This is a genomic window from Bellilinea caldifistulae, from assembly GCF_001306055.1.
Taxonomy (GTDB): Bacteria; Chloroflexota; Anaerolineae; order Anaerolineales; family Anaerolineaceae; genus Bellilinea; species Bellilinea caldifistulae.
Map to the genome: position 1 here is coordinate 129909 of NZ_LGHJ01000011.1, position 19683 is coordinate 149591.

The 19683-nt window shown below is 56.8% G+C and carries 21 protein-coding genes; 7 read left to right on the top strand and 14 right to left on the bottom strand.

Features of this window, described 5'->3' with window-relative positions:
* Positions 1 to 13 precede the first annotated feature (13 nt).
* Both AC812_RS05200 and AC812_RS05205 read right to left on the bottom strand, forming a co-directional pair.
* Positions 14 to 1612 (bottom strand): amidase, encoded by a 1599-nt coding sequence (locus tag AC812_RS05200; protein WP_061912771.1) that lies wholly within the window; start codon positions 1610 to 1612, stop codon positions 14 to 16.
* A 6-nt stretch (positions 1613 to 1618) separates the two neighbouring features.
* A complete protein-coding gene (locus AC812_RS05205) occupies positions 1619 to 1939 on the bottom strand; it encodes an Asp-tRNA(Asn)/Glu-tRNA(Gln) amidotransferase subunit GatC (protein WP_061912772.1) in 321 nt (106 codons plus the stop codon).
* Between the two features lie 153 nt (positions 1940 to 2092).
* Between AC812_RS05205 and AC812_RS05210 the strand changes: the two genes are divergently transcribed.
* Together AC812_RS05210 and AC812_RS05215 are read left to right on the top strand one after the other, a co-directional pair.
* The gene (locus AC812_RS05210) at positions 2093 to 2797 is read left to right on the top strand and encodes a glycosyltransferase family 2 protein (protein WP_062158819.1); all 705 of its coding nucleotides are present in this window, start codon (positions 2093 to 2095) and stop codon (positions 2795 to 2797) included.
* 20 nt (positions 2798 to 2817) lie between these two features.
* Positions 2818 to 3828 carry a GNAT family N-acetyltransferase gene (locus AC812_RS05215; protein ID WP_169787263.1) on the top strand — a complete coding sequence of 337 codons (1011 nt, stop codon included), beginning with the start codon at positions 2818 to 2820 and terminating at the stop codon, positions 3826 to 3828.
* Here the strand turns inward: AC812_RS05215 and AC812_RS05220 are convergent.
* The 7 genes from AC812_RS05220 to AC812_RS05250 all read right to left on the bottom strand — a co-directional run bounded on the left by AC812_RS05220 (position 3825) and on the right by AC812_RS05250 (position 8210).
* Positions 3825 to 4340 (bottom strand): CRISPR-associated protein Cas4, encoded by a 516-nt coding sequence (locus AC812_RS05220; protein WP_061912775.1) that lies wholly within the window; start codon positions 4338 to 4340, stop codon positions 3825 to 3827. The genes AC812_RS05215 and AC812_RS05220 overlap by 4 nt on opposite strands.
* 2 nt (positions 4341 to 4342) lie before the next feature.
* Entirely contained in the window at positions 4343 to 4588 is a 246-nt protein-coding gene (locus AC812_RS05225; protein ID WP_061912776.1) for a hypothetical protein, read from the bottom strand.
* Positions 4585 to 5232 (bottom strand): translin family protein, encoded by a 648-nt coding sequence (locus AC812_RS05230; protein ID WP_061912777.1) that lies wholly within the window; start codon positions 5230 to 5232, stop codon positions 4585 to 4587. Before AC812_RS05230 ends, AC812_RS05225 begins: the two co-directional genes overlap by 4 nt.
* 5 nt (positions 5233 to 5237) lie before the next feature.
* Positions 5238 to 5573: a DUF3467 domain-containing protein gene (locus AC812_RS05235; RefSeq protein WP_061912778.1), complete on the bottom strand. Its 336-nt coding sequence runs from the start codon at positions 5571 to 5573 to the stop codon at positions 5238 to 5240.
* 15 nt (positions 5574 to 5588) lie between these two features.
* On the bottom strand, positions 5589 to 6005 hold the full coding sequence (locus AC812_RS05240; protein ID WP_061912779.1) for a single-stranded DNA-binding protein: 417 nt from the start codon (positions 6003 to 6005) through the stop codon (positions 5589 to 5591).
* 97 nt (positions 6006 to 6102) lie between these two features.
* Positions 6103 to 6918, bottom strand: a complete 816-nt coding sequence (locus tag AC812_RS17790; RefSeq protein WP_169787261.1) for a hypothetical protein — start codon at positions 6916 to 6918, stop codon at positions 6103 to 6105.
* Positions 6915 to 8210 (bottom strand): adenylosuccinate synthase, encoded by a 1296-nt coding sequence (locus tag AC812_RS05250; protein ID WP_061912780.1) that lies wholly within the window; start codon positions 8208 to 8210, stop codon positions 6915 to 6917. The genes AC812_RS17790 and AC812_RS05250 overlap by 4 nt, the downstream gene beginning before the upstream one ends.
* Positions 8211 to 8379: 169 nt before the next feature.
* On the opposite strand from AC812_RS05250, the gene AC812_RS05255 reads away from it, so the two are divergent.
* Positions 8380 to 9471: a GGDEF domain-containing protein gene (locus AC812_RS05255; RefSeq protein WP_061912781.1), complete on the top strand. Its 1092-nt coding sequence runs from the start codon at positions 8380 to 8382 to the stop codon at positions 9469 to 9471.
* Between the two features lie 19 nt (positions 9472 to 9490).
* Positions 9491 to 10279, top strand: a complete 789-nt coding sequence (locus tag AC812_RS05260; protein WP_061912782.1) for an SdrD B-like domain and LysM peptidoglycan-binding domain-containing protein — start codon at positions 9491 to 9493, stop codon at positions 10277 to 10279.
* Between the two features lie 159 nt (positions 10280 to 10438).
* On the opposite strand, the gene AC812_RS05265 is transcribed toward AC812_RS05260, so the two are convergent.
* Genes AC812_RS05265 through AC812_RS05275 form a run of 3 tightly spaced genes read right to left on the bottom strand, consistent with a single transcriptional unit; the run spans position 10439 to position 13304 of the window.
* Positions 10439 to 11608, bottom strand: coding sequence for a S8 family serine peptidase (locus AC812_RS05265; protein ID WP_061912783.1), 1170 nt, complete (start codon positions 11606 to 11608; stop codon positions 10439 to 10441).
* 60 nt (positions 11609 to 11668) lie between these two features.
* Positions 11669 to 12175 carry a hypothetical protein gene (locus AC812_RS05270; RefSeq protein ID WP_061912784.1) on the bottom strand — a complete coding sequence of 169 codons (507 nt, stop codon included), beginning with the start codon at positions 12173 to 12175 and terminating at the stop codon, positions 11669 to 11671.
* A gap of 40 nt (positions 12176 to 12215) precedes the next feature.
* Positions 12216 to 13304, bottom strand: coding sequence for a response regulator (locus AC812_RS05275; RefSeq protein WP_061912785.1), 1089 nt, complete (start codon positions 13302 to 13304; stop codon positions 12216 to 12218).
* A 113-nt stretch (positions 13305 to 13417) separates the two neighbouring features.
* Between AC812_RS05275 and AC812_RS05280 the strand changes: the two genes are divergently transcribed.
* The gene (locus AC812_RS05280; protein ID WP_211261464.1) at positions 13418 to 15667 is read left to right on the top strand and encodes an ATP-dependent helicase; all 2250 of its coding nucleotides are present in this window, start codon (positions 13418 to 13420) and stop codon (positions 15665 to 15667) included.
* A gap of 11 nt (positions 15668 to 15678) precedes the next feature.
* The gene (locus AC812_RS05285; RefSeq protein ID WP_061912787.1) at positions 15679 to 17190 is read left to right on the top strand and encodes a dolichyl-phosphate-mannose--protein mannosyltransferase; all 1512 of its coding nucleotides are present in this window, start codon (positions 15679 to 15681) and stop codon (positions 17188 to 17190) included.
* Here the strand turns inward: AC812_RS05285 and AC812_RS05290 are convergent.
* Positions 17140 to 17658: a hypothetical protein gene (locus tag AC812_RS05290; RefSeq protein ID WP_145962448.1), complete on the bottom strand. Its 519-nt coding sequence runs from the start codon at positions 17656 to 17658 to the stop codon at positions 17140 to 17142. The genes AC812_RS05285 and AC812_RS05290 overlap by 51 nt on opposite strands.
* Before the next feature lie 61 nt (positions 17659 to 17719).
* Here AC812_RS05290 and AC812_RS18355 point away from each other — a divergent pair, with 61 nt between their 5' ends.
* Entirely contained in the window at positions 17720 to 17914 is a 195-nt protein-coding gene (locus AC812_RS18355) for a ribonuclease toxin HepT-like protein (protein ID WP_346265124.1), read from the top strand.
* Between the two features lie 18 nt (positions 17915 to 17932).
* On the opposite strand, the gene abc-f is transcribed toward AC812_RS18355, so the two are convergent.
* Complete coding sequence (gene abc-f / locus AC812_RS05295; RefSeq protein ID WP_061912789.1) at positions 17933 to 19588, bottom strand: ribosomal protection-like ABC-F family protein; 1656 nt, start codon at positions 19586 to 19588, stop codon at positions 17933 to 17935.
* Positions 19589 to 19683: the final 95 nt, after the last annotated feature.

Genomic DNA, 19683 nt, shown 5'->3' on the forward strand with positions numbered 1-19683 from the left:
AAATTCCCATCTCTTACCCCGCCAGATTCCGCAAAACCTGCGGTTTCAACTTGCGCCACGGTTCGCTTTCGGTGGCTTGTTCCAATGCGCGGGCAATCCGCAGCAAGACCGCCTCACTGAAGTCCGGCCCAAGTAGCTGTACCCCAATTGGCAGGCGGTTCTCATCCAGTCCGAATGGCAACGAAACGCCCGGCACGCCGGCGTGGTTGGCCGGCACGGTCAGTTGATCAGCATACTGCATCAGCACCGAATCGCCGTAGACGGCGCCCATCTCAAAGGCGGTCGTCGGCGTGGTCGGCGTCAGAAGAGCATGCAGGCGGTATTTGCCCTGCGGGTCAAAGGCCTGGTCAAAATCACGGCGGATGAGAGTGCGTACCCGCAAGGCGCGCCGGTAATACTGCGCTGAGTATTGCGCCGCGCTCACATACATCCCCATCAAAATACGCAATTTGGGCTGCAGCCCAAAACCTTCGTTGCGGGTCTTGCGGTACATCTCGCGCAGATCGCTGACCGGCTGGGGCGTGCGATAGCCGTATTTGACCCCGTCATAACGGTGCAGGTTGGAGGCGGCTTCCACCCGGCTGATCACAAAATATGCCGGAATGCCATAGCGGGTGTTCGGCATGGGAACATCTTCGATGATTTCTGCCCCCAACGAAGCCAGCACCTCGGCAGCGTAGCGCACCCGCGCCTCGATTTCGGCGGGCAGCTCCTGCTGACGGTATTCGCCGGTCTGCGGGTCGGGGAAGGTGATCTGGAAATAATCCGGCGAAAGACCGATGCGCAAACCGCGCACCCCTTCTTCGAGGGCGGCCAGATAATCCGGTACAGGCAGATTGGCAGTCGTCGAATCACGCGGGTCAAGGCCGGCAATGGTTTGCAGCATCAAAGCCGCATCCACCACATTGCGAGCCAGCGGGCCGGGGCAATCCAGCGAGGAACCGAATGCAATCAACCCGTAGCGCGAAACCCGTCCGTAAGTCGGTTTGACGCCCACCACGCCACAAAAGGCGGCCGGCTGGCGGATCGAGCCGGCGGTATCGGTGCCCAACGAAAGGGGCGCTTCGCCGGCCGCCACCGAAGCCGCACTGCCGCCCGAAGAGCCGCCCGGCACACAAGCCGGGTTCCACGGGTTGCGCGGTGCCGGTTGAAAGGCGGTCGACTCATTGGACGAACCGTAGGTAAATTCATCCAGGTTGACCTTGCCGAGCAGCACCGCCCCGGCGGCTTCCATCCGCTCCACCGGGGTAGCCGTGTAGGGGGCAACAAAGTTTGCCAAAATGCGTGAACCAGCCGTGGAAGGTGTGCCGCGCACACAAAAAATATCCTTGACGGTAAACGGGATGCCCGCCAGCGGGCCGGGGTCTTCCCCGGCGGCCAGTTTACGATCAATGGCGTTGGCTTGCGCCAGGGCGCGCTTTTTGGTCAGGGTGATGAAGGCGTGAACTTTTTCTTCGTCTTGAGGATCGGCCTTCCCGTCGTCCAGTTGACCGGGGCGGCCGTCCACCTTTTCAATCCTCTGCAAGCAGGATTGGGTAATTTCCAGCGCCGAAACCTGTTTACGGCGCAGCAACAGACTCAATTCATAGGCAGGCAGATCGCACAGTTCCATGGGGCATCATTCCAGCGTGGTATGGGGAATATCCGGGACGACCACATAACCTTCCTCGCTCTGCGGCGCCTGAGCGATGATTTCCTGCGGATCGGGGTAAGGCTGCCAGACATCGGCGCGCGGCGGCTGGCTGATTTGGGGCGTGTAAGGAACGCCGTGCGAAGTGATCGGCAGGTCATCCCCCAGCGGAATGGCTTCCAGCTCGTGTATGGCGCTCAATTGAGCGTTCAATTCGCGGCGCAAGTATTCTGCCTGCGACTCGTCCAGTTCCAGCGCAGCCAGCTCTACCAGATGAGCAAAGGTTTGCGGGTCAATTCGATCGGTCATAGTGGTCTTCCCTCTGCGTCGAAAAGTTTGCCTTAATCCTATCATAAATCCGCCGCTCTACAAAAACCTGCCGGTAAATTCGCTCGATCAACCTCATCAAATTGCAAACCCCATCCGCGGGCAACTGGTCTTGCTTGTGATACAATTAATCACGTGCAGAACCCATCCGCGGAACCCGCTCCCTCCGCTGCCCTCTTGGCGCTGATACCGGCGTACAACGAAGCAGCGCACATCAGCGGGGTGGTCAGGGCAGCCCGCCAGTACCTGCCGGTGCTGGTGATAGACGATGGTTCAACGGATGACACCGCCGCTTTGGCACGCGCTGCCGGCGCCAGGGTGCTGATCCAGCAGCCCAATCAGGGCAAAGGTGCCGCTTTACTTCGTGGCTTTTCGGCTGCGCTGCAAGAGGGCGTCGAGGCGGTTGTCACACTGGATGCGGATGGACAGCACGACCCGGCTGAGATACCGGCTTTTTTACGCCGCCGGGCAGAAACTCAGGCGGATCTGATCATCGGCAAACGCAACTTCCGGCAAATGCCCGCCGTGCGCCGGCTGAGCAATACGCTTGGAACCGTCCTCTTTTCGTGGGCAGCCGGCCAGCCCATCGCCGACAATCAATCCGGCTACCGGCTGATCAGCCAGCGGTTGATGCGATTGCTGATCGAGCAGCCCAGCCGGGAACGCGGTTTTGAGTTTGAGGTTGAGATGATTGTGCGCTGCATTCAGCACGGGCTGAAACTGGACTGGGTCGAAATCCGCACCATCTACGCCGGCGAAAAGAGCCACATCCGCCCGCTGGCGCATCTGGCTGGTTTTTTACAGTTATGCTGGCGCACCCGCCAGATTCTAAAATCCTGAGAGCTGTAATCGGCAAAAAAATGAGAAGCGATTTATCTCTCCGCCCTGCAAACGAACGCGATGCTGATTTTCTGTGGCAGCTTCACTGTGCCGCGCTTAAACCCTACATCCAGCAAACCTGGGGTTGGGACGAGGAATTTCAATACCGTTACTTTCAGGAGCACTTCAAACCCCAACACAGCCACATCATCCGTTACATGGGCGCCGAAATTGGGGTTCTCACCCTGGAAGAAACCCCGCTGGGCATCACCCTTTCAAACATCGAGATCCTGCCACAGTATCAGGGGTTGGGCATCGGCACAGCGCTGATTCGGGAAGTACTGGAACGCGCCGCCAGCCGCGGCCTGCCGGTCAGCCTGCGAGTGTTGAAGATCAACCCCGCCTGTCAGTTATACCTGCGGCTGGGCTTTGTTATCGTCGGCGAAACCGATACGCACTACTGGATGCGCCGCGAAGGCGCCCCGCGCACCTTCCTGCCCGACCGCTGGGAGACTGAGTCCTGCTTCCTGCACCTCGCCGATGAGCGCTTCCTCGACCAGTTGACCCTGATTTTGAGTGAAAATCAGGAAATTCTGCGCGAGATGGGGCAATTATTGCCGCCCCACGAGCAGGCTTTGCAAGCCCTCCGCCACAGCGTACTGCCTCCCGGGGGTGTGCCGTGGCGCGAATCGCTTTACCTGATTCGCGACCTGGAAAGCCGCGATACCATCGGCTTTCTGGCGGTTTACTTCGGCTACCCCGCGCCGGACACCATGTACATCGGCAGTCTGTACCTGCGCCCGGTCTTTCAGGGGCGTGGTTTTGGACGTGAGATTGTGCGCCATCTGGAAGCGCAGGCAAAACAAATCGGCTTTCGTGAGGCACGGATCAAAGTGGGGTTGAAGAACTGGCGCGCCCTGCGCTTCTGGACAGCCTGCGGTTACAGCCGTATTACCCGCATCCGCGGCGGGGAAAACGGAGAAGGCAAACCGGCCGCGGTAGAACTGCAGAAACCGCTCAATGGAGACCCGCGCGGCGAGGTCAAGCCCTAACCCAGCCGCTGGTTGCACTGGCTGCGAAAACCGCAGCCGGCGCAGCGCGCCGGAGAATCGTGCGAACGGGGTTGTTCCCGCCCGCCGGCAGCGTGGATTTCCTCAATCAGTTCCAGCAATTGCGCCTCAGCCTGAGGGGTAAAATCTATGGCAAAGGTACGGTTGCGGTAACGCAGAATGCCGTAGGGCGGACGCACGCCCATCGAACGCTCCACCAGCCGGCAGTATGCCATCAACTGAAACACATGGCCGGGGTGCGGTTCGGGGGGTGCCCAACCGCTTTTGACCTCCACCGGGATGACAGCGCTGCCTTCTTTGACCAGATAATCCGGTTTACCGGTCAGCAGCGTATCCGGGTCGAACAACGGGCGTTCCGGTTCGCCGATGATCTTCGGGTCAGTGTACAGCACCCGCCCCGGCGGCAGGCCGCTGCGCCGCTGCTGGCGCGCTCCCAGCCACAGCAGCACCAGCCCGCCCACTACCAGAATCAGGGCTGTCCACCACAGTCCCATGTTCAACCCAACAGGGTCAGCGTCAGGCTAACTGCCGCGGCAATCAGCGCGGCGGCCAGCAGCACCCAACCCAGCAGGCGCAGCAGCCGGGCAGTCAGCACCTGTCGGGCGTGTGCCTGATGCGTGAAGGTGCCTTCCAGCATGGCGGACTCGTTCTCCGATGCCAGTCCCTGACGCTGATACCACCACGCCCGTTTGCAATACAAAAACGCCCCAATTTCCGAGGCGCGCAGGACGCTGCGTTTCATGGATTCAAAGGCTCTTCAGGAAGGCGGTTCAAGGCGCGCTCCAGCGCTTTTTGTAACCGCTCTTCGCGCAGGCTGAGGGTCAAATCGGCACGGGTGCGCTCGACAATCCCGCGCACCAGATCCGTCTGGCGGCGCAGCCCGCCGGTCAGCGCATCGGGGTAGTCCACCGTGACCAGCAGGTTGTAAATCTCGTCCATCCAGCCCAGCAGGCGTTCGGCCTCTTCCGAGTAACCCTGCCGCAAGATGTCCAGGCAACGGCGGCGCAATTCACCCGTCACTTCGGCCATGCCGTTCAGGTAAGTGCTGTATTCCACCTTAAGGTCTTCGGGAGAAGGCAGGGCTGCGTCCTCGATGATGGCACAGGTCAGGCTGGCTTCTACATATTCTTTGAGCGCATCTTGCGTATAACCGGCGTACAAAAGCACCGGGTAATTGCCCAGCAGGTTTTGCAGCCCGGCAGCAATCCCGCCCGCTTCTTCCAGATTTTGGTGAGCCGTTTCCATTTCACTGCGGTGCAAAGCGCGGATGGTGTTGGCACAAAGGCGGGTTAACTGACGGGCCTGCAGCAAGGCCTGTTCGCGCGCCTGATTGAGGGCTTCGAAATTCTGGTGCACCCGGCTGTTAAGTTCGCTCAAATCGGGCATGGGGGTTATTCTCCCTGTGGGGGTGGTTCGTTAGGATGAATGCGGCGGAAGAGGTCACCCGCCAAGCCGGGGTCTCCCTGGGGGATTTGAATTTCGCCGAAACTGGCTTCGTAACGCGCCAGATTTTCGGCAAACGCGCGCAGAAACAACTTGGCGCCGACCGGTGACATGACAATCCGCGAACGGATCAGGTTGCGCAGCTGGGCTGGCAGCACCTGCACAAAGTCCAGCACAAAATCGGTGGGCGTGTGGCTGATGCGCACCACATTGCTGTAAAAGGGAGTCAGATCATCGGGCAGTTCCATGGGGATGCCGGCCGGCGGGCGGTTGGGGGTAGTCATGGCTGCTGCCCTCGCCTAGAAGGGGATGTCCTCACCGGCGTCCATCTCCGGCAGGTCTTCGCCGCCCAAATCGCCTTCCACTTCCCCGCGAGCCGAGAGGAAGCGCACCGTGCTGGCCGTCACATCGTAAGAGGCCCCGCTGGTGCCGTCGCTGCGCGTCCAGACACGCGGCCCCCCCGACGTGGGGTCGGGAGTCAGGCGGCCCTCGATCAGCACTTTACTGCCCTTGCGCAGATATTGATTACACGTTTCCGCCTGCTTGCCCCACACCGAAACGCGGAACCAGATGGTTTCTTTAACCTTCTGGCCGTTCTGATTGGTATACTGACGGTTGGAAGCAACATTGAAACTGGTCACCGGTTGACCGGTGGGCGTATAGCGCATTTCTGGATCCCGGCCCAGGTTGCCAATGAATATGATCGTATGGAACATGGTCTCTCCTGATTGGTGTACAGAATGTTTTTGCCTTTCTTGTATTGTACACGAAAAGCCATTTTCAAAAGTAATTGGGGGAGAAGGATTATTCCGTCTAAGGTGCGGTTGTTGGTACGGGTGTTGAGGTGGGAATCTGCGTCCGGTCGAGCGACCAGACTAGCAAATCATCAAAACTGACCGTCAAAGGCGGCTCACCGGCCGCCCGCACGAACACGCCCACCAGCCCCTCATCCCAAACCGGATCACGCGCGCTGAACAATTCGAGATCATTCACAAAGAAACGCATCTCCCGGCCGAACATCCACACCCCCAATCGGTTTTCAGCCAGCGCACCTGCCTGAATGCGCGGTGATTCGAGCCAGTCCTGCACCACCACAAAGGCGCCCTGTTGAACCCGTTCCAGGCGCGTCCGCCCGTCACAGGTGATCACCCAGCGGTAATAATTCCATTCGTCGGCCGCCCGCAGCAGCAAACCATATTGATCCTCCGCCTGACACAGACTCACCCGTGTGCTCATTTCCAGATAAAAATCTTTGAAAGGAGGGCTGCGCCGTAGCGAAACCAGATAGGCGCGGCGGCTGGCAACCGCCAGGGTCAGTTCATCCACCCCATAAGCGGCGCTGCCGGCGCTCGTGCGGGTGGTCACCCATGCTTCGCGCTGGCTGAAATCATCTTCAAGCAGGATTTGATCCTTGCCCAGTTGCGGAGTGGGGGTTGGCACAAACGGCTGGGTGGGCGGCGGTGTGCGGGTTGGTGTCGGCGGGAACCAGACAATAGTGGGGGTGGGTGTGCCGGTGGGCGGGGGAGTGGGTGTATCGGCCAGCGGCGCGTTCAGGCCACCAGCCGGCAGGCAAGCGCTGACCACCCCCGCCAGCAGCAGCAAACCCAGCCAGCGGAGCAATGATCTCACAGTGGAACTTCGACCACCTGTTCGCGTTCCGGGCCGACCGAAACCCGTCGAACCGGCACGCCGCAAAACTCACTCAACCGGCAGGCATACGCCCGGGCGGCTTCGGGCAGGTCTTCCCAGCGCCGCACCGCGGTAATCTCTTCTTCCCAGCCGGCCAGTTCTTCATAAATCGGTTCATAGGGAGCCAGGTTAGCCGGTCCCATCGGCAATTCGCTGACCACCTGACTGCCATGCTGGTAGGCAGTACACAGACGCAAATTGCTCAGCCCGCTGAGGATGTCCATCTTGGTCACCATTAATTCCGTTACGCCATTCACTCGCAGGGCGTAGCGCAGTAAAACCCCGTCCAGCCAGCCAACCCGGCGCGGTCGCCCGGTGGTGGTACCAAATTCATCCCACGGGTTTTTACCGGTGCCGCGCAGCCGCTCGGCAGTTTTGCCAAATACCTCGGTGGGAAACGGCCCGGCTCCGACCCGGGTTTGAAACGCCTTGGTCACCCCAATCACCCGCTCCACCGGCACAATCCCCACTCCCAGTCCCACCAGCGCTCCGGCTGCGGTGGCGTACGAACTGGTCACATACGGGTAAGTCCCATGATCCAGGTCCAGCAAAGTCCCCTGGGCACCCTCAGCCAGTACCCGCTTGCCCTGCCGCAGAGCCTGATGAACCAGTCCGCCGGTATCGGCGATATAGGGGGCCAGTTGAACGGCCAGCTTGGCATATTCGCGCGCCACAGCGTTCTCATCCAGCGGATCAACCCGGTACATGCTTTTCAGCATCATGTTGATTTCTTCGACATGCTGTTTCATCTTTTTATAGAAGGAAGCCGGATCCAGCATATCTTCCATGCGCAGACCGTTCCGCGAGGTCTTGCCGGTATAAGCCGGGCCAATCCCGCGGCCGGTTGTGCCAATCTGTGCCTGACCACGTGCGGCTTCCTGAGCAGCATCCAAAGCCCGGTGCGCCGGGGTAATCAGATGAGCCGCATAAGAGATACGCAGCCGGTCGGGGCCGGCAGCCACTCCGGCCGCCTGCAGCATTTCGACTTCATTGATAAAGGTAACCGGATTGATCACCATGCCGTTACCCATCACCCCAATGGTGTGCGGGTGAATGATGCCGGAAGGAATCAGGTGCAGTTTGAAGGTGCGGCTGCCGACTGTGACGGTATGGCCAGCGTTATCACCGCCGTTGAAGCGTGCCACAATATCCGCCTGAGCCGCCAGTAAATCCACAATACGGCCTTTGCCCTCATCCCCCCATTGTGTTCCAATGACAACATCTAACGGCATGATCCATTCCCTCCGCAGGAAATTGCCCTTTCAGACAATCTTTCAAAACGATTATACTCCGTTCACCCGCAGGTTTTTAGTGACAGTTATCCTGACATTTTTTGATAAAATTGGATAAATTTATGGCATAATAAAGTGTTGTTACCTGCCGCGAACTTCAAACTTCCCGATGAACAACAACCTGCCAACCCAACCCGAATCTCCCCCATCATTAAGCAGCCTCTCACGACAGATTGACCAACGCCGGCGCTGGCTGTACCTGATTGCGGCTTTTCCGGGCTTCCTGTCGGTTGTGTTTATCTGGCTGCAAAAACAAAATCAGGAAGTCTTCATCCGTTTTACTTATCCCTTTCTGGCAACGGCTCTGGCAATCTGGTGTGTGGCGCTGTTATGGAAGCGTGTCCCGCTCAATTTAATCGAGCGCTCGGTCTTGATCGCCACAACGCTCTTCTTTTTTTCCAAGTACATCTACTTTCTCTACTTCCACCCGCTTTTATTCGAACAATGGCAGGAGATTGAAGCCGTCTTCTGGACATTTGCTTTTTCGTTTATCCTGAGTTATATCGTCTTTCCGCGTGGCAAGGCGTTACAGTTCAATCTGCTCTTTTTGGGAATGGTGATTGTTGCCGGCGCCTTGCGTTTTACCGATCTGGGAGAAGCCTACACCCTCGAACTGGTTCGGCTGGAAACCCGCATCGCCGGCATCCTGTTTCTGGTCTTTTTGCTGGCCAAAGCAAAAGATGACCTCAACCTTTCACTGGCCGAAGCCAACCGGATTCAAGAAATTGCTCTGACCGACGCGCTCACCCTGCTGCCGAACCGGCGCGGGATGACCGGCCTGCTGGAAGAACACCTCGCCCGTCGGCGGCGGTTTGCCGTCATCCTGGCCGATGTGGATTTCTTCAAGCGTATCAATGACACCTTTGGACATGAAACCGGCGATAAAATTTTGCGCGAAGTGGGCGAATGCCTGCACTACCAGCTGCGCGCCAGTGATGTGATCGGCCGCTGGGGCGGCGAGGAATTTCTGATTCTCGCGCTGGAAGAGGATCAGAAACGCGCTCTGCATCTGGCAAACCGGCTGCGCGAAACGGTCGAGTCCTTTGAATTCAGCGATGGTCTGCCCATAACCATGTCGTTCGGTGTCACACTCAGCCGTGAGCGGGACACGGTCAAATCCCTGCTGCAACGCGCCGATCAAGCCATGTATCGCGCCAAGAACAACGGACGCAACCGGGTTGAATGGGAAATTCCCAATTGATGTTATAATCAAAGCGCATATGAAGGATGCTTTCCGCCGCCGCTGGTTTTCTGCCGGCCTGCTCTTGACAGGTCTGTTCTTCCTGCTCAGCCTCAACCTGACCCAGCCCTCAGTTTCTCAGGCCCAGGTTTTATACTTCACTCCCACCCCCAACGAAAACGGACAAATTTTTTACACCGTCAAAGAAGGGGATACCTGCATCAGTGTTTCGCTGCTGAATCAGGTCTCGCTGGATGAGCTGCGCCGTCTGAACAATCTGGACGCAGCCTGTGTACTGATTACCGGCACGCGCCTGCTGCTCGGCACGGTAGAACCCCAGCCGACCCCGGCCGTGCCGCCGACCGAAACGCCGGTGCTGCCCTCGCCCACGCCCTTCCGCGGCACCGGGCGGGTCTGTATTGTGCTGTTCAACGACGTCAACGGCAATGCGATGGCCGAAGACGGCGAAAACGCCATTCCCGGCGGGGCGGTCAGCATTACCGACCGGCTGGGGCGGGTTTCGCTGACCGGTGAAACCAGCGCCAGTCTGGAAGAGCCAACCTGTTTCGACAATCTGGAAGAGGGGGAGTACAACATCAGCGTGGCAATTCCGCAGGGCTATAACCCCACCACCCTGCTCAATTATGCCCTGAAGGTCAGCGCGGGGGATAACTCGGTGCTGGATTTCGGCGCGCAGTTGAGTTCGCAGGCGCTTCCGACCCCGGTCAGTGAAGGCGGGCGCTCGCCGCTGATGGCGGTGATGGGCGGCATCATCCTGCTGGCCGGGCTTGGGCTGGCCATCTACGCCCGCCTGCTGACGCGCAAGTGATTGCCGGGGCGGGAGACCGCCACGCCGCCTGCCGGCGGCTCGCGGTAACAGGCCCTGTTCAGGTCAGGTCAAGCATTAGTGACACTTTCCAGTGCAGGCATATCTTTGCACTGCATCCGACGTGTGCACATAACGGCTTTCCATAAATTTTTTTATTTTTTATCGGCTAATGGTGGGCAAAAACAAGCGATTGGGACATTCAATTAAACTAAAATTCATGGTTGTCGTGGTATCTTTGGCAATCGTAACCTGTTGAGTAGCCGAACAATATCCCTCCGCTGAAGCCGTTACCTGATAGGTTTGAGCCACTGCCGAGGTTTGAAAAAAACCGCTTGCATCTGCAATCAGTTGCCGTGGAACACCAATCCAGTTAAGAACCACCCTGCTGTTGGGTATCGGCTGGGATGAAGACAACGACCGGACATTGCCCTGCACTTGTCCAATCGGGCAAACCGCCTGCCCGGCGCGCAGCACATTCAGGTAACCGTAGCCGTAGGTGTAATTGCTCTGCCCGCCGTCCGGTGTGCCGCAGCTGCCACCATAGAGGGGTGGGTCGGCGGTTTGTTGTAATAATTCAAAGGTGGCGGTCATATTCCCGCGCAGCGCCGGCGCGCACGAATACAGCAGCGCCGCTGCCCCGGCAACGTGCGGGGCAGCCATTGAGGTGCCGCTGGCATAAGCCCATTGATTAGTGGGCAGCGCTGAAAGGATACCAACCCCCGGCGCCGTCAGATTGGGTTTGGTGTAGGGTTGACCGCTAATGGTCGAAGGCCCGCGGCTGGAAAAATCGCCAATCCAACCGCTCTGGCTGTGGGCCGCCACCGAAAAGGATTGGGGGTAATCCCCCGGCGAATTGAGGCTTGAACAGCCTTTTTGACCATCGTTCCCCGCTGAAAACACCGGAAAAATTCCTGCCGCCCGCCAGCTCTCCACCTTGCTGGTAAACCACAGGTTACCGCCCGGCCCGCCCCACGAATTGTTGACCACCTGCGGGCGATTATTGGGATTGCCGCCGGGAGCCAGTAGCCAGTCGGCGCAGTCTGCGAGGTTTAAACCATTGCAACTCGTTCCGCTGCAGGCCTTGCAGGCAATCCACTGCGCGCCGGGCGCCATGCCTACCCGATGGGTTAAAGTTGGATCATCACTGCCGATCATCGTGCCAATCGTATGCGTGCCGTGGCCCTGATCATCGCACGGTAAACCGCCCGTACAGACATTGGTGGCATCCCACCAGCAAGCCGAATTGGAGGGGGCATCCTTGCAGGCGTACGCCTCGCGCAAGGCGGGGTGATCCCACTGCGCGCCGGTGTCAATGCTCGCCACCCGCACGCCCTCGCCGCGCAGCCCGAACTGCGCCCAAAACTCAGGGGCGTGTGTGTCCCCCAGCCCTCACGCCGTGGTCTGAATCTGATTCTGCGGGACAGGCCCGGGTTGCATCAGTTCAAAACGAGGCGCCGCAAGAGTGATTTCCACCGGGGCGCGCACTTCTTGAATTTCACCTGCCCAAAGCGCCTGATTCAGCGCGGCGCGGCTGCCGTCGAAAACGTAGATTTCATTGCCAGAAATGAAGGATTGGTAGCGCACGCCGGCAGCTTCCAAGGCGGCAATGACCGGCGCCTGGGTACGCTCGGCCGTCTCTTTGAGCATGTTGTACACGTACCAGCCGCGTGACTCCCAGTCCATCGTGTAAGCCGCGCTTAAATCGGCCTGTTCAGCCATCACCAGAATGAAATCGGCGCGGCCGTCTTCCGCCAGCGCTTCCAGCACCTCACTTTGCACCTCCACCCCGGCGCTGGCGGGCGGTAAATCCTGAGCCAGCGCCGCGCCGCTAACCGTCAGCAGCAACACCAACACAAGACCACTCAGCCCCGCCCCCAGCCGGCGGCGCTTTTGCATCAACCGATAAATCCTTGGCATGAGTCACCTGTAATTCGAGTTAAGCGGGGTTGTCATCCTCGGGCGCCAGTCCTAACTGACGCGCCTGTTCGTAACTGAGCGCATCCGGGTTGGTGGCTTCCAGCACTTGCTGCTCGGCGGCGCTCTCCCAAAACGAGTCGACCTCATTGGGATCCAGGCTGGCTGCCGTGCGCTGCAATTGGACTTCCAGCTCCTCCAGCGGCAGCGGTTCTTCGCTGCTGATCACTTCTTCAACGGCGGGTGTCGCTGCCGGGGAAGGGCTGCTCGTACCGGCTGCGGCATCACTCATCGGGTAGAAATCTACCTGCATCGCCCGCAGGATGGCTGCCAGTTCGCTCTGAGCTTGCAGCACCGCCTCAAAGGCCAGTGCCGTGCGCAGCCCGCTGCCGTCCTGTTCCTGCACAATCACCAGCCCGTAACCGCCCACCGGCGCCAGAATCAGGCTGCGCGGCTCACCGCGCAGGGCCAGCGCGGCTTGCGGCAGCCCGGAGCGGACAAGGCGGTTGGCTTTGACCAGTGCGCTCAAAGCCGCCATGATCGGCGGCGCCCAGTGTTGCTCAAAATCCACCTCGCCGACTTCGCCGGCCTGAGCCACCACCCGCCCGCGGTCATCACACAACAACACCTGCACGGCGCCCAGCTCGCGGCGCAGGCGGGTCAGCAGGCCTGGTAAGTCCTCGCGGGGCTGGGGGAGCGGCTCGCTTGCGTCGGCGGTTTCGGGGGGTTGTTCTGCCGGCAGGGGCAATTCCAGCAGCTCGGCGGCCGTGCGGAGAAATTCGCTCATCTCGATGGGTTTACGCATGAAACGGTCTACTTTGGCTTCGGCAGCCTGCCGGGTGACTTGCTCATCACTCAAGCCGGTGATCAGCATGATACGGGTTTCCGGGCTGCGCAGGCGTACCTTTTTCAACAGGTCGAACCCGGACATGCCCGGCAGTCGAATATCGCTGATAATCAGCGCAACCGGCGGACTGCCGCTCAATTCCAGCAGCGCCTCTTCCGCCGATTGAATCACCCGTACTGACAAAGTCCGATCCAGCGTTTCCAACGCCAGACGCAGCATCCGCCCCAAATCGAGGGCATCTTCCACAATCAGGATGCGTTTCATGGCAACCTCCCGCGCAGGATGAGCAAGGTATTTCCAGTATACCGGAAAAAAGACCTGCCAACCAACCCATCTGCCTTACAAATTCTTAAGTCCTGCCTCGTTAGTTGAAACCATTGATACCTTCATCCCCTTTGTTTGGCTTGTGGTACAATCGCCCTGCAATGATCAACCTCGATCACTTGAACGCTCAACAGCGCGCCGCTGTGACGGCCCCGCTGGGGCAGGTGCTGGTACTGGCCGGGCCGGGCTCCGGTAAAACCCGCGTGCTCACCCAGCGAATTGCCTTTCTCATCGAAGCGATGGGGGTTAGACCGCACAATATCCTGGCGGTCACCTTTACGAATAAAGCCGCTCGTGAGATGCAGCACCGCCTGCAATCCCTGCTGGGGGATGCAGCCGAAGGCGTCTGGCTGGGCACGTTTCACGCCAATTGCGCCCGCATTTTGCGGCGCGAGGCGCAGTACCTTTCGTTTGACAACAATTTTGTCATCATGGATAGCGACGACCAGCAAGCGCTGGTCAAACGCGCCATTCGGGAACTCAATCTCGACGAAAAACTATACCGTCCCACCAGCATCCATGCGGCCATCTCCACCGCCAAGAACAACCTGATCACACCTGCCGATTTTCCAACCCAATCCTATCGGGATGAAATCACCAAACGGATTTACGAGCGCTATCAGTCGCTGCTGCGCGATTCCAACGCGGTAGATTTTGATGATCTGCTGCTGGAAACCGTGCGCCTGCTGGTGGATAATCCTCAGGTGCGCGAGCGTTACGCCCGCCGTTTTGAGCATATTTTGGTGGATGAGTTTCAGGATACCAATCTGGTGCAGTACGAATTGCTCAAACTGCTGGCTTCTATTCACGGCAATTTGTTTGTGGTAGGCGACGAGGATCAATCCATCTACCGCTGGCGCGGAGCAGATTACCGCAATGTGCTGCGCTTTGAAGAGGATTACCCCGCCTGCCAGAAAATTCTGCTGGAACAAAACTACCGTTCGACTCAAACCGTGCTGGACGCTGCCCGCGCCGTCATTGACCGCAATAAACACCGTACCCGAAAGCACTTGTTCTCCGAACGGGGCAGCGGCGAACGGCTGGTACTTTACGAGGCCGTGGATGAACACGCCGAAGCCGCCTTTGTGGTGGACACCATTCAGCAATGGATCAACAGCGGCAAAGCCCGCGGCAGTGACTTTGCGGTCATGTACCGCACCAATGCCCAGTCCCGCCTGTTGGAAGAGGCCTTTCTGCGGGCTGGCCTGCCCTACCGGCTGGTGGGCGCCCTGCGTTTCTACGGCCGGCGCGAAGTCAAAGACCTGATCTGCTTCCTGCGACTGGTGCATAACCCGGATGATGAAGTTTCTCTGGCGCGGGTGATCAACGTGCCGCCGCGCGGGGTGGGGGAAAAGACCATGGTTGCCCTGCAACTGACTGCCCGCCAGGCGAATATGACCGCCGGACAGTTGTTGATCGAATTGGGGGAAAAGGGAGAGCAATCCCCGCACTGGGGGCGCTTTAGCGGGCGCAGCATTCTACCCCTGACCGATTTTGGCAGCTTGCTGGCTGGTTGGCGGCGGGCCGTCGCCGATGGGTTAAGTCTGCCCGGTTTATTCGACCGCATCTTACTGGATACGGCCTATCAGGAATACATTGACGACGGCAGCAATGAAGGCAAAGAACGCTGGGACAACGTGCAGGAGCTGCGCCGGCTGGCCTATGAGTTCCGCGAGGGTGGCCTGACCGCCTTTCTGGAAAATTTGGCGCTGGTTTCCGATCAGGATACCCTGCCGGAGGAAGCCGGCAATGCCGCCACCCTGCTGACCCTGCACGCCGCCAAGGGATTGGAGTTTCGGTTTGTGTTTATCATCGGGCTGGATGAAGGCTTGTTGCCACACGCCCGCTCCAAAGATGATCCGGAGGAGATGGCTGAAGAACGGCGACTGTTGTACGTCGGCATTACCCGCGCCAAAGACCGCGTCTATCTGGTACGCGCTCATCAGCGCAGCCAGTACGGCGGCCCGGAGATTCAGGAACCCTCCCGCTTTCTGGAAGACCTGCCGGAATCGCTGATTCAGCGGCAGGGGCAGCGAAGACAGCGGGAACGCTGGGAAAGTCCCGAATCACGTGCCCTGCGGACACGTCTCTTTACCCCATCTCACCAGCAAACCTCTGCCGCGCTGGTGGAACCGCGCTTTCATCCCACCGACCGGGTGCGTCATCCGGTTTGGGGCGAGGGAATTGTGATGGAAAGCCGCATTCAAGACGGCGATGAAACGGTGGATGTGTTTTTTGAAAGCGTCGGTTTCAAGCGTCTGGTCGCCTCGCTCGCCAACCTGGAAATTTTACCGAAAAGTTGAACTTTATCCCCATGAAGCAGAAATCGGTTTTTGCTTTCTTATATCTTCTTTTTCTACAAATTGGACGAGCATCTTTACAAGTTTTCCTTTTCCAAAAAGGCTTTGTCAGCGTCTCGGCAGATGAGTTCACTAGAGCTATTCGTGCCTTAAGTTGGTCAAATCATTTTACTTTTAATTTTTCAAAAGACTTCACAGATGTTTGGTTACCATTTGAGAAATATATAAACGGTTTTGCCTTCAGTATCTATCCCGAAGCAATTATTACCCCCCGTGTGACTGTATTCTTTTTTTCTTGTCTTGCCACAGTCGGGTTATTTTTCCTCTTAAAGATATCTTTTGATAGTTATCCAATTGCGATTTTGGGAACTTTATTGATCAGTTTTCAGCCCTGGTTTGTGTGGTTGAGTGGAACACCAATGCTTGAAATGTATTATTTTCCGTTTTTATTTTCTGGTATTGCTCTTGTCGTTTGTTGGTTGAAGTACGAGAAAAATAAATATGCTTATCTCGCAGGTCTTTGCTTCCTGATCACTAGCGGATTTCACATTCAAAGCTGGATCTTTATTAATATAGTCAATTTAGTCATCTTAATAGTTTTACTCACAAAGATAAGAAACATCTCTAAAAAGGTACTTTTACCTTATTTTGGATTATTTGTAATCAGCAATCTTTTGATTGGCTTAATCTGGTTAAACGGCCTGGTTCAGACTGGAGAAATTCTTGCTCCTTTCCGGTATCATGTAGGTTATTCTACTTGGTATTATGGTTATGATCAGGTGCCTTGGATAGAGAAATTCTTATACTATCCCAGACTGGTTTGGAATGCATTACCAGTCAGTTTATGGATTTCTGTAGTTGCAGGAATAATTATTGAGCTCAAAAATCGCAAACGCTGGAATTTTATTCCCCTTGTCATTGGAATATCAACCTTGTTATTTAACAGCATTATCAACATCTTTTCAGTGCCAGCCAGCGCTGCCCCAGAGCGTTTTTCTTTGTTCTATACTACCCTGTTTTTACCATACAGCATAGCAGGAATTGTTGATCTGGCTAAAACCACAGAAAACCTGAAAGGCAAGAAGCATGTTCGGGTATTTGGATCAATGCTATTGATTTTGCCGCTTATAATTGGTGTTTGGCAAAACACATCCAAAATCTTTCAATTTCCTGTGGGAATGGCAGAAGATACAATTCGCACAGGTTATTTTTTAAAGCGAATGATCAACACAACTTCACCTCAAGGTAAAATTTTGCTTGAGCTCAAATATTGGGACTTTCAAGCGATCAAAGCATTGACCGGCCGCGAAGACCTTATTCTCTATGACCGAAAATTAGATGTCTATAATCGCCAATTACCGTCTGTTTTGACCGATCCTTCCATTTCCATTTGCAATTACTTGCAAAGTAAGGATATCAAATGGTTAGTGATACAGAATGAAACCCTAAAAACGATTGCTGGTCAGCAATTTTGCTTAAGTCTGCGTAAGGATATTGGTCGCTGGAAAGTATTTGAAGTTAAATAGGCGCGAGCCACAATCCCGGCTGCTGAATACCGCCCAGCCGTTCAGCTGCTCAATCAGCTGCATTGCCAGCAGGTCAAAGGCCGCACAACCCATGTAAACCGCAAACACATCGGAGGGGGAGCGGTTGGCCAGCACCCAGCCGGTCAGGGCGCGCCGCATCGCAGGAGGATCGTACGCGCTGAGTTGAAGGTGATTTCCCAGCCGGTCAGGGTCTTCGTCCGGCTCGTGAAACACGGAGCCGTGCCGTCCGGCCAGCAGCACCCCGTCGAGTGGTAAGGCGGCGCGCAGTTCATCCAGCGGCGGCGCGCCGATCAGCACCGGCAACACGCCGGGCAGGTCGAACAACCGCTTCAATGATTGAACGTGGCTCTCATCCAGCGGCGCAACGGCTTCGTAACTCACAAACAGACGCGTGACCGGTTCAACGGACAAACGTTCAAGCAGTGAAGGATGATTCAGAATATCCATGAAGGCCATCAGAAATCGGACTAAATTTGTCCTGATTTTACCAGAGAATATTTGATATGTAATCTCAAATGAGAACCGCCAATGCCTGGATGAGTACAGGGAATTTCGAAATGTGGTTAGAAATGTTTATGCTTTCAACCTTTGCCCGGCCATACTTCAATTCCTTACTCAAGGTCTGGCAAAATGTTTTGGAAGCGTGAAAAACGATCTTTCCAATTTCATTGACTTTTTGGAATGCATGAATGAAACGGTTTAGTCCAAAGAACGATTGATTTCACAACATCGGCTTCAGATCCACCACCCGTATTTGCGTGCCTTCCACCCGCCAGTATTGGGTGGCAAACGATTGCAAAAAGTAACGGTCATGCACAACCGCCAGAATCGTCCCGCGGTAGTTCTGCAAGGCCTGTTCAAAGCGGGTACGCGCCGGAATATCCAGATGATTGATGGGTTCATCCAGCAGCAGCAAATTGCAGCCCTGTGCCACCAGACTGGCCAGCATCAGCCTGGCTCGTTCACCAAACGAAAGCACACCCACGGGCGTGAACACCTCATCGCCTTTGAACAGAAACTGAGAGAGGAACGAGCGTGTCGCCGTTTCGTTCCAACCACCTGATTCCTGGACAATCTGCAAGGCGTTCTTATCCGGCGGTAAGGTCTCCTGTTCCTGAGCCATATACCCAACCCGCACTTGACTGCCAAGGCGGATTCTCCCCTTCACCGGCGGGATCAAGCCAAGGATCGTGCGAAGCAGGGTCGTCTTCCCGCATCCGTTTGGGCCGAGCAGGGCAGTTCGGCTGCCATAGCGCAGGACTAAGTTGAGATCGCTCAGTAATGGCTGATTTTCATATCCGACAGCCAGGTTTTCCAAAACCAGCACATCCCGTCCGCTTTCCGGCAGGCTGCCAAATTCAATTTTCATCTCCCAGCTGCGCGCCGGCTTTTCGATTCGTTCCTCGGTGAGCAAGCGTTCCACTCGTTTTTCGATATTTTTGGCTTTCTGCACGGTTTCTTTGGCACGGTTGGCAAAAAAGCCGGCGCTGAATCCGTCGGTATTGGCAGGGTCGGCTTTTCCACCTTTATGAAAACGAGCCCGTGAGCGAACCTGAGAAGCGGCTGCCCGCAGGCGGGCAATCTCAGCCTGCTGATCCTGAAAGGCTTGCCACTGCCGTTGTCTCTCGGCTTCCACCGCTTCCAGATAGTCCGTGTAATTACCCGCGTACAGCCGGGCAGTATGGGTAATTGCATCAATCGCCAGAATGCGTGTGGCAACCCGGTCAAGGAAGGTGCGGTCATGAGAAACAATCAACCCAGCGCCATTGAAATCCAGCAACCACTCTTCAAGCCACTCCAGCATTTCGACATCCAGGTGATTGGTCGGCTCATCCAGCAGCAGCAATTGCGGGCGGTGGATGAGCAAACCCGCCAGCGCCAGACGTGTCTTTTGTCCGCCGCTCAATGCGCTCACCGGCAACTCAGGCGGCAGGTGATCTAAACCCAGCCGTGCCAGCACACGCGGCGTTTCTCCAGCCGATTGGGCAGCGATCTCAATTTGAACCAGCAGCCCATCGTATTCCGCCTGCAATTCAGCCGGGCAATTTGGGTTCATCAATGCCCCGGCCACTTCCCCCAGCCGCCTCGTCAGGATAGAAAGGTCTCCCTGCAGGCGATTCAGATAACTTTGCAGGGTGTCCTGAGGCAAAAAGCGAACGCTTTGCGGTAAATAGCCGACCTTAAGCGAGGATGGAATCAAACGGATTACACCCCGATCCGCCTTTTCCTCACCGGCTATAAGACGCAGCAGAGTGGTTTTTCCACTCCCATTGGCTCCGATCAATCCCATCCGCTCGCCGGGGTTGAGGTTGAACGAAACATCCTGAAGGATGACTTCAATTCCGTAAGATTTGGTTAGATTTTGAACACTAAGCATCTCAGTAACCTGTCAATTTAATACAAAAATCCGAAGGCAGAAGCCTTCGGACGAAAACGCGACCATGCGCGCGCCGGGCGCTGCCACAAAACACC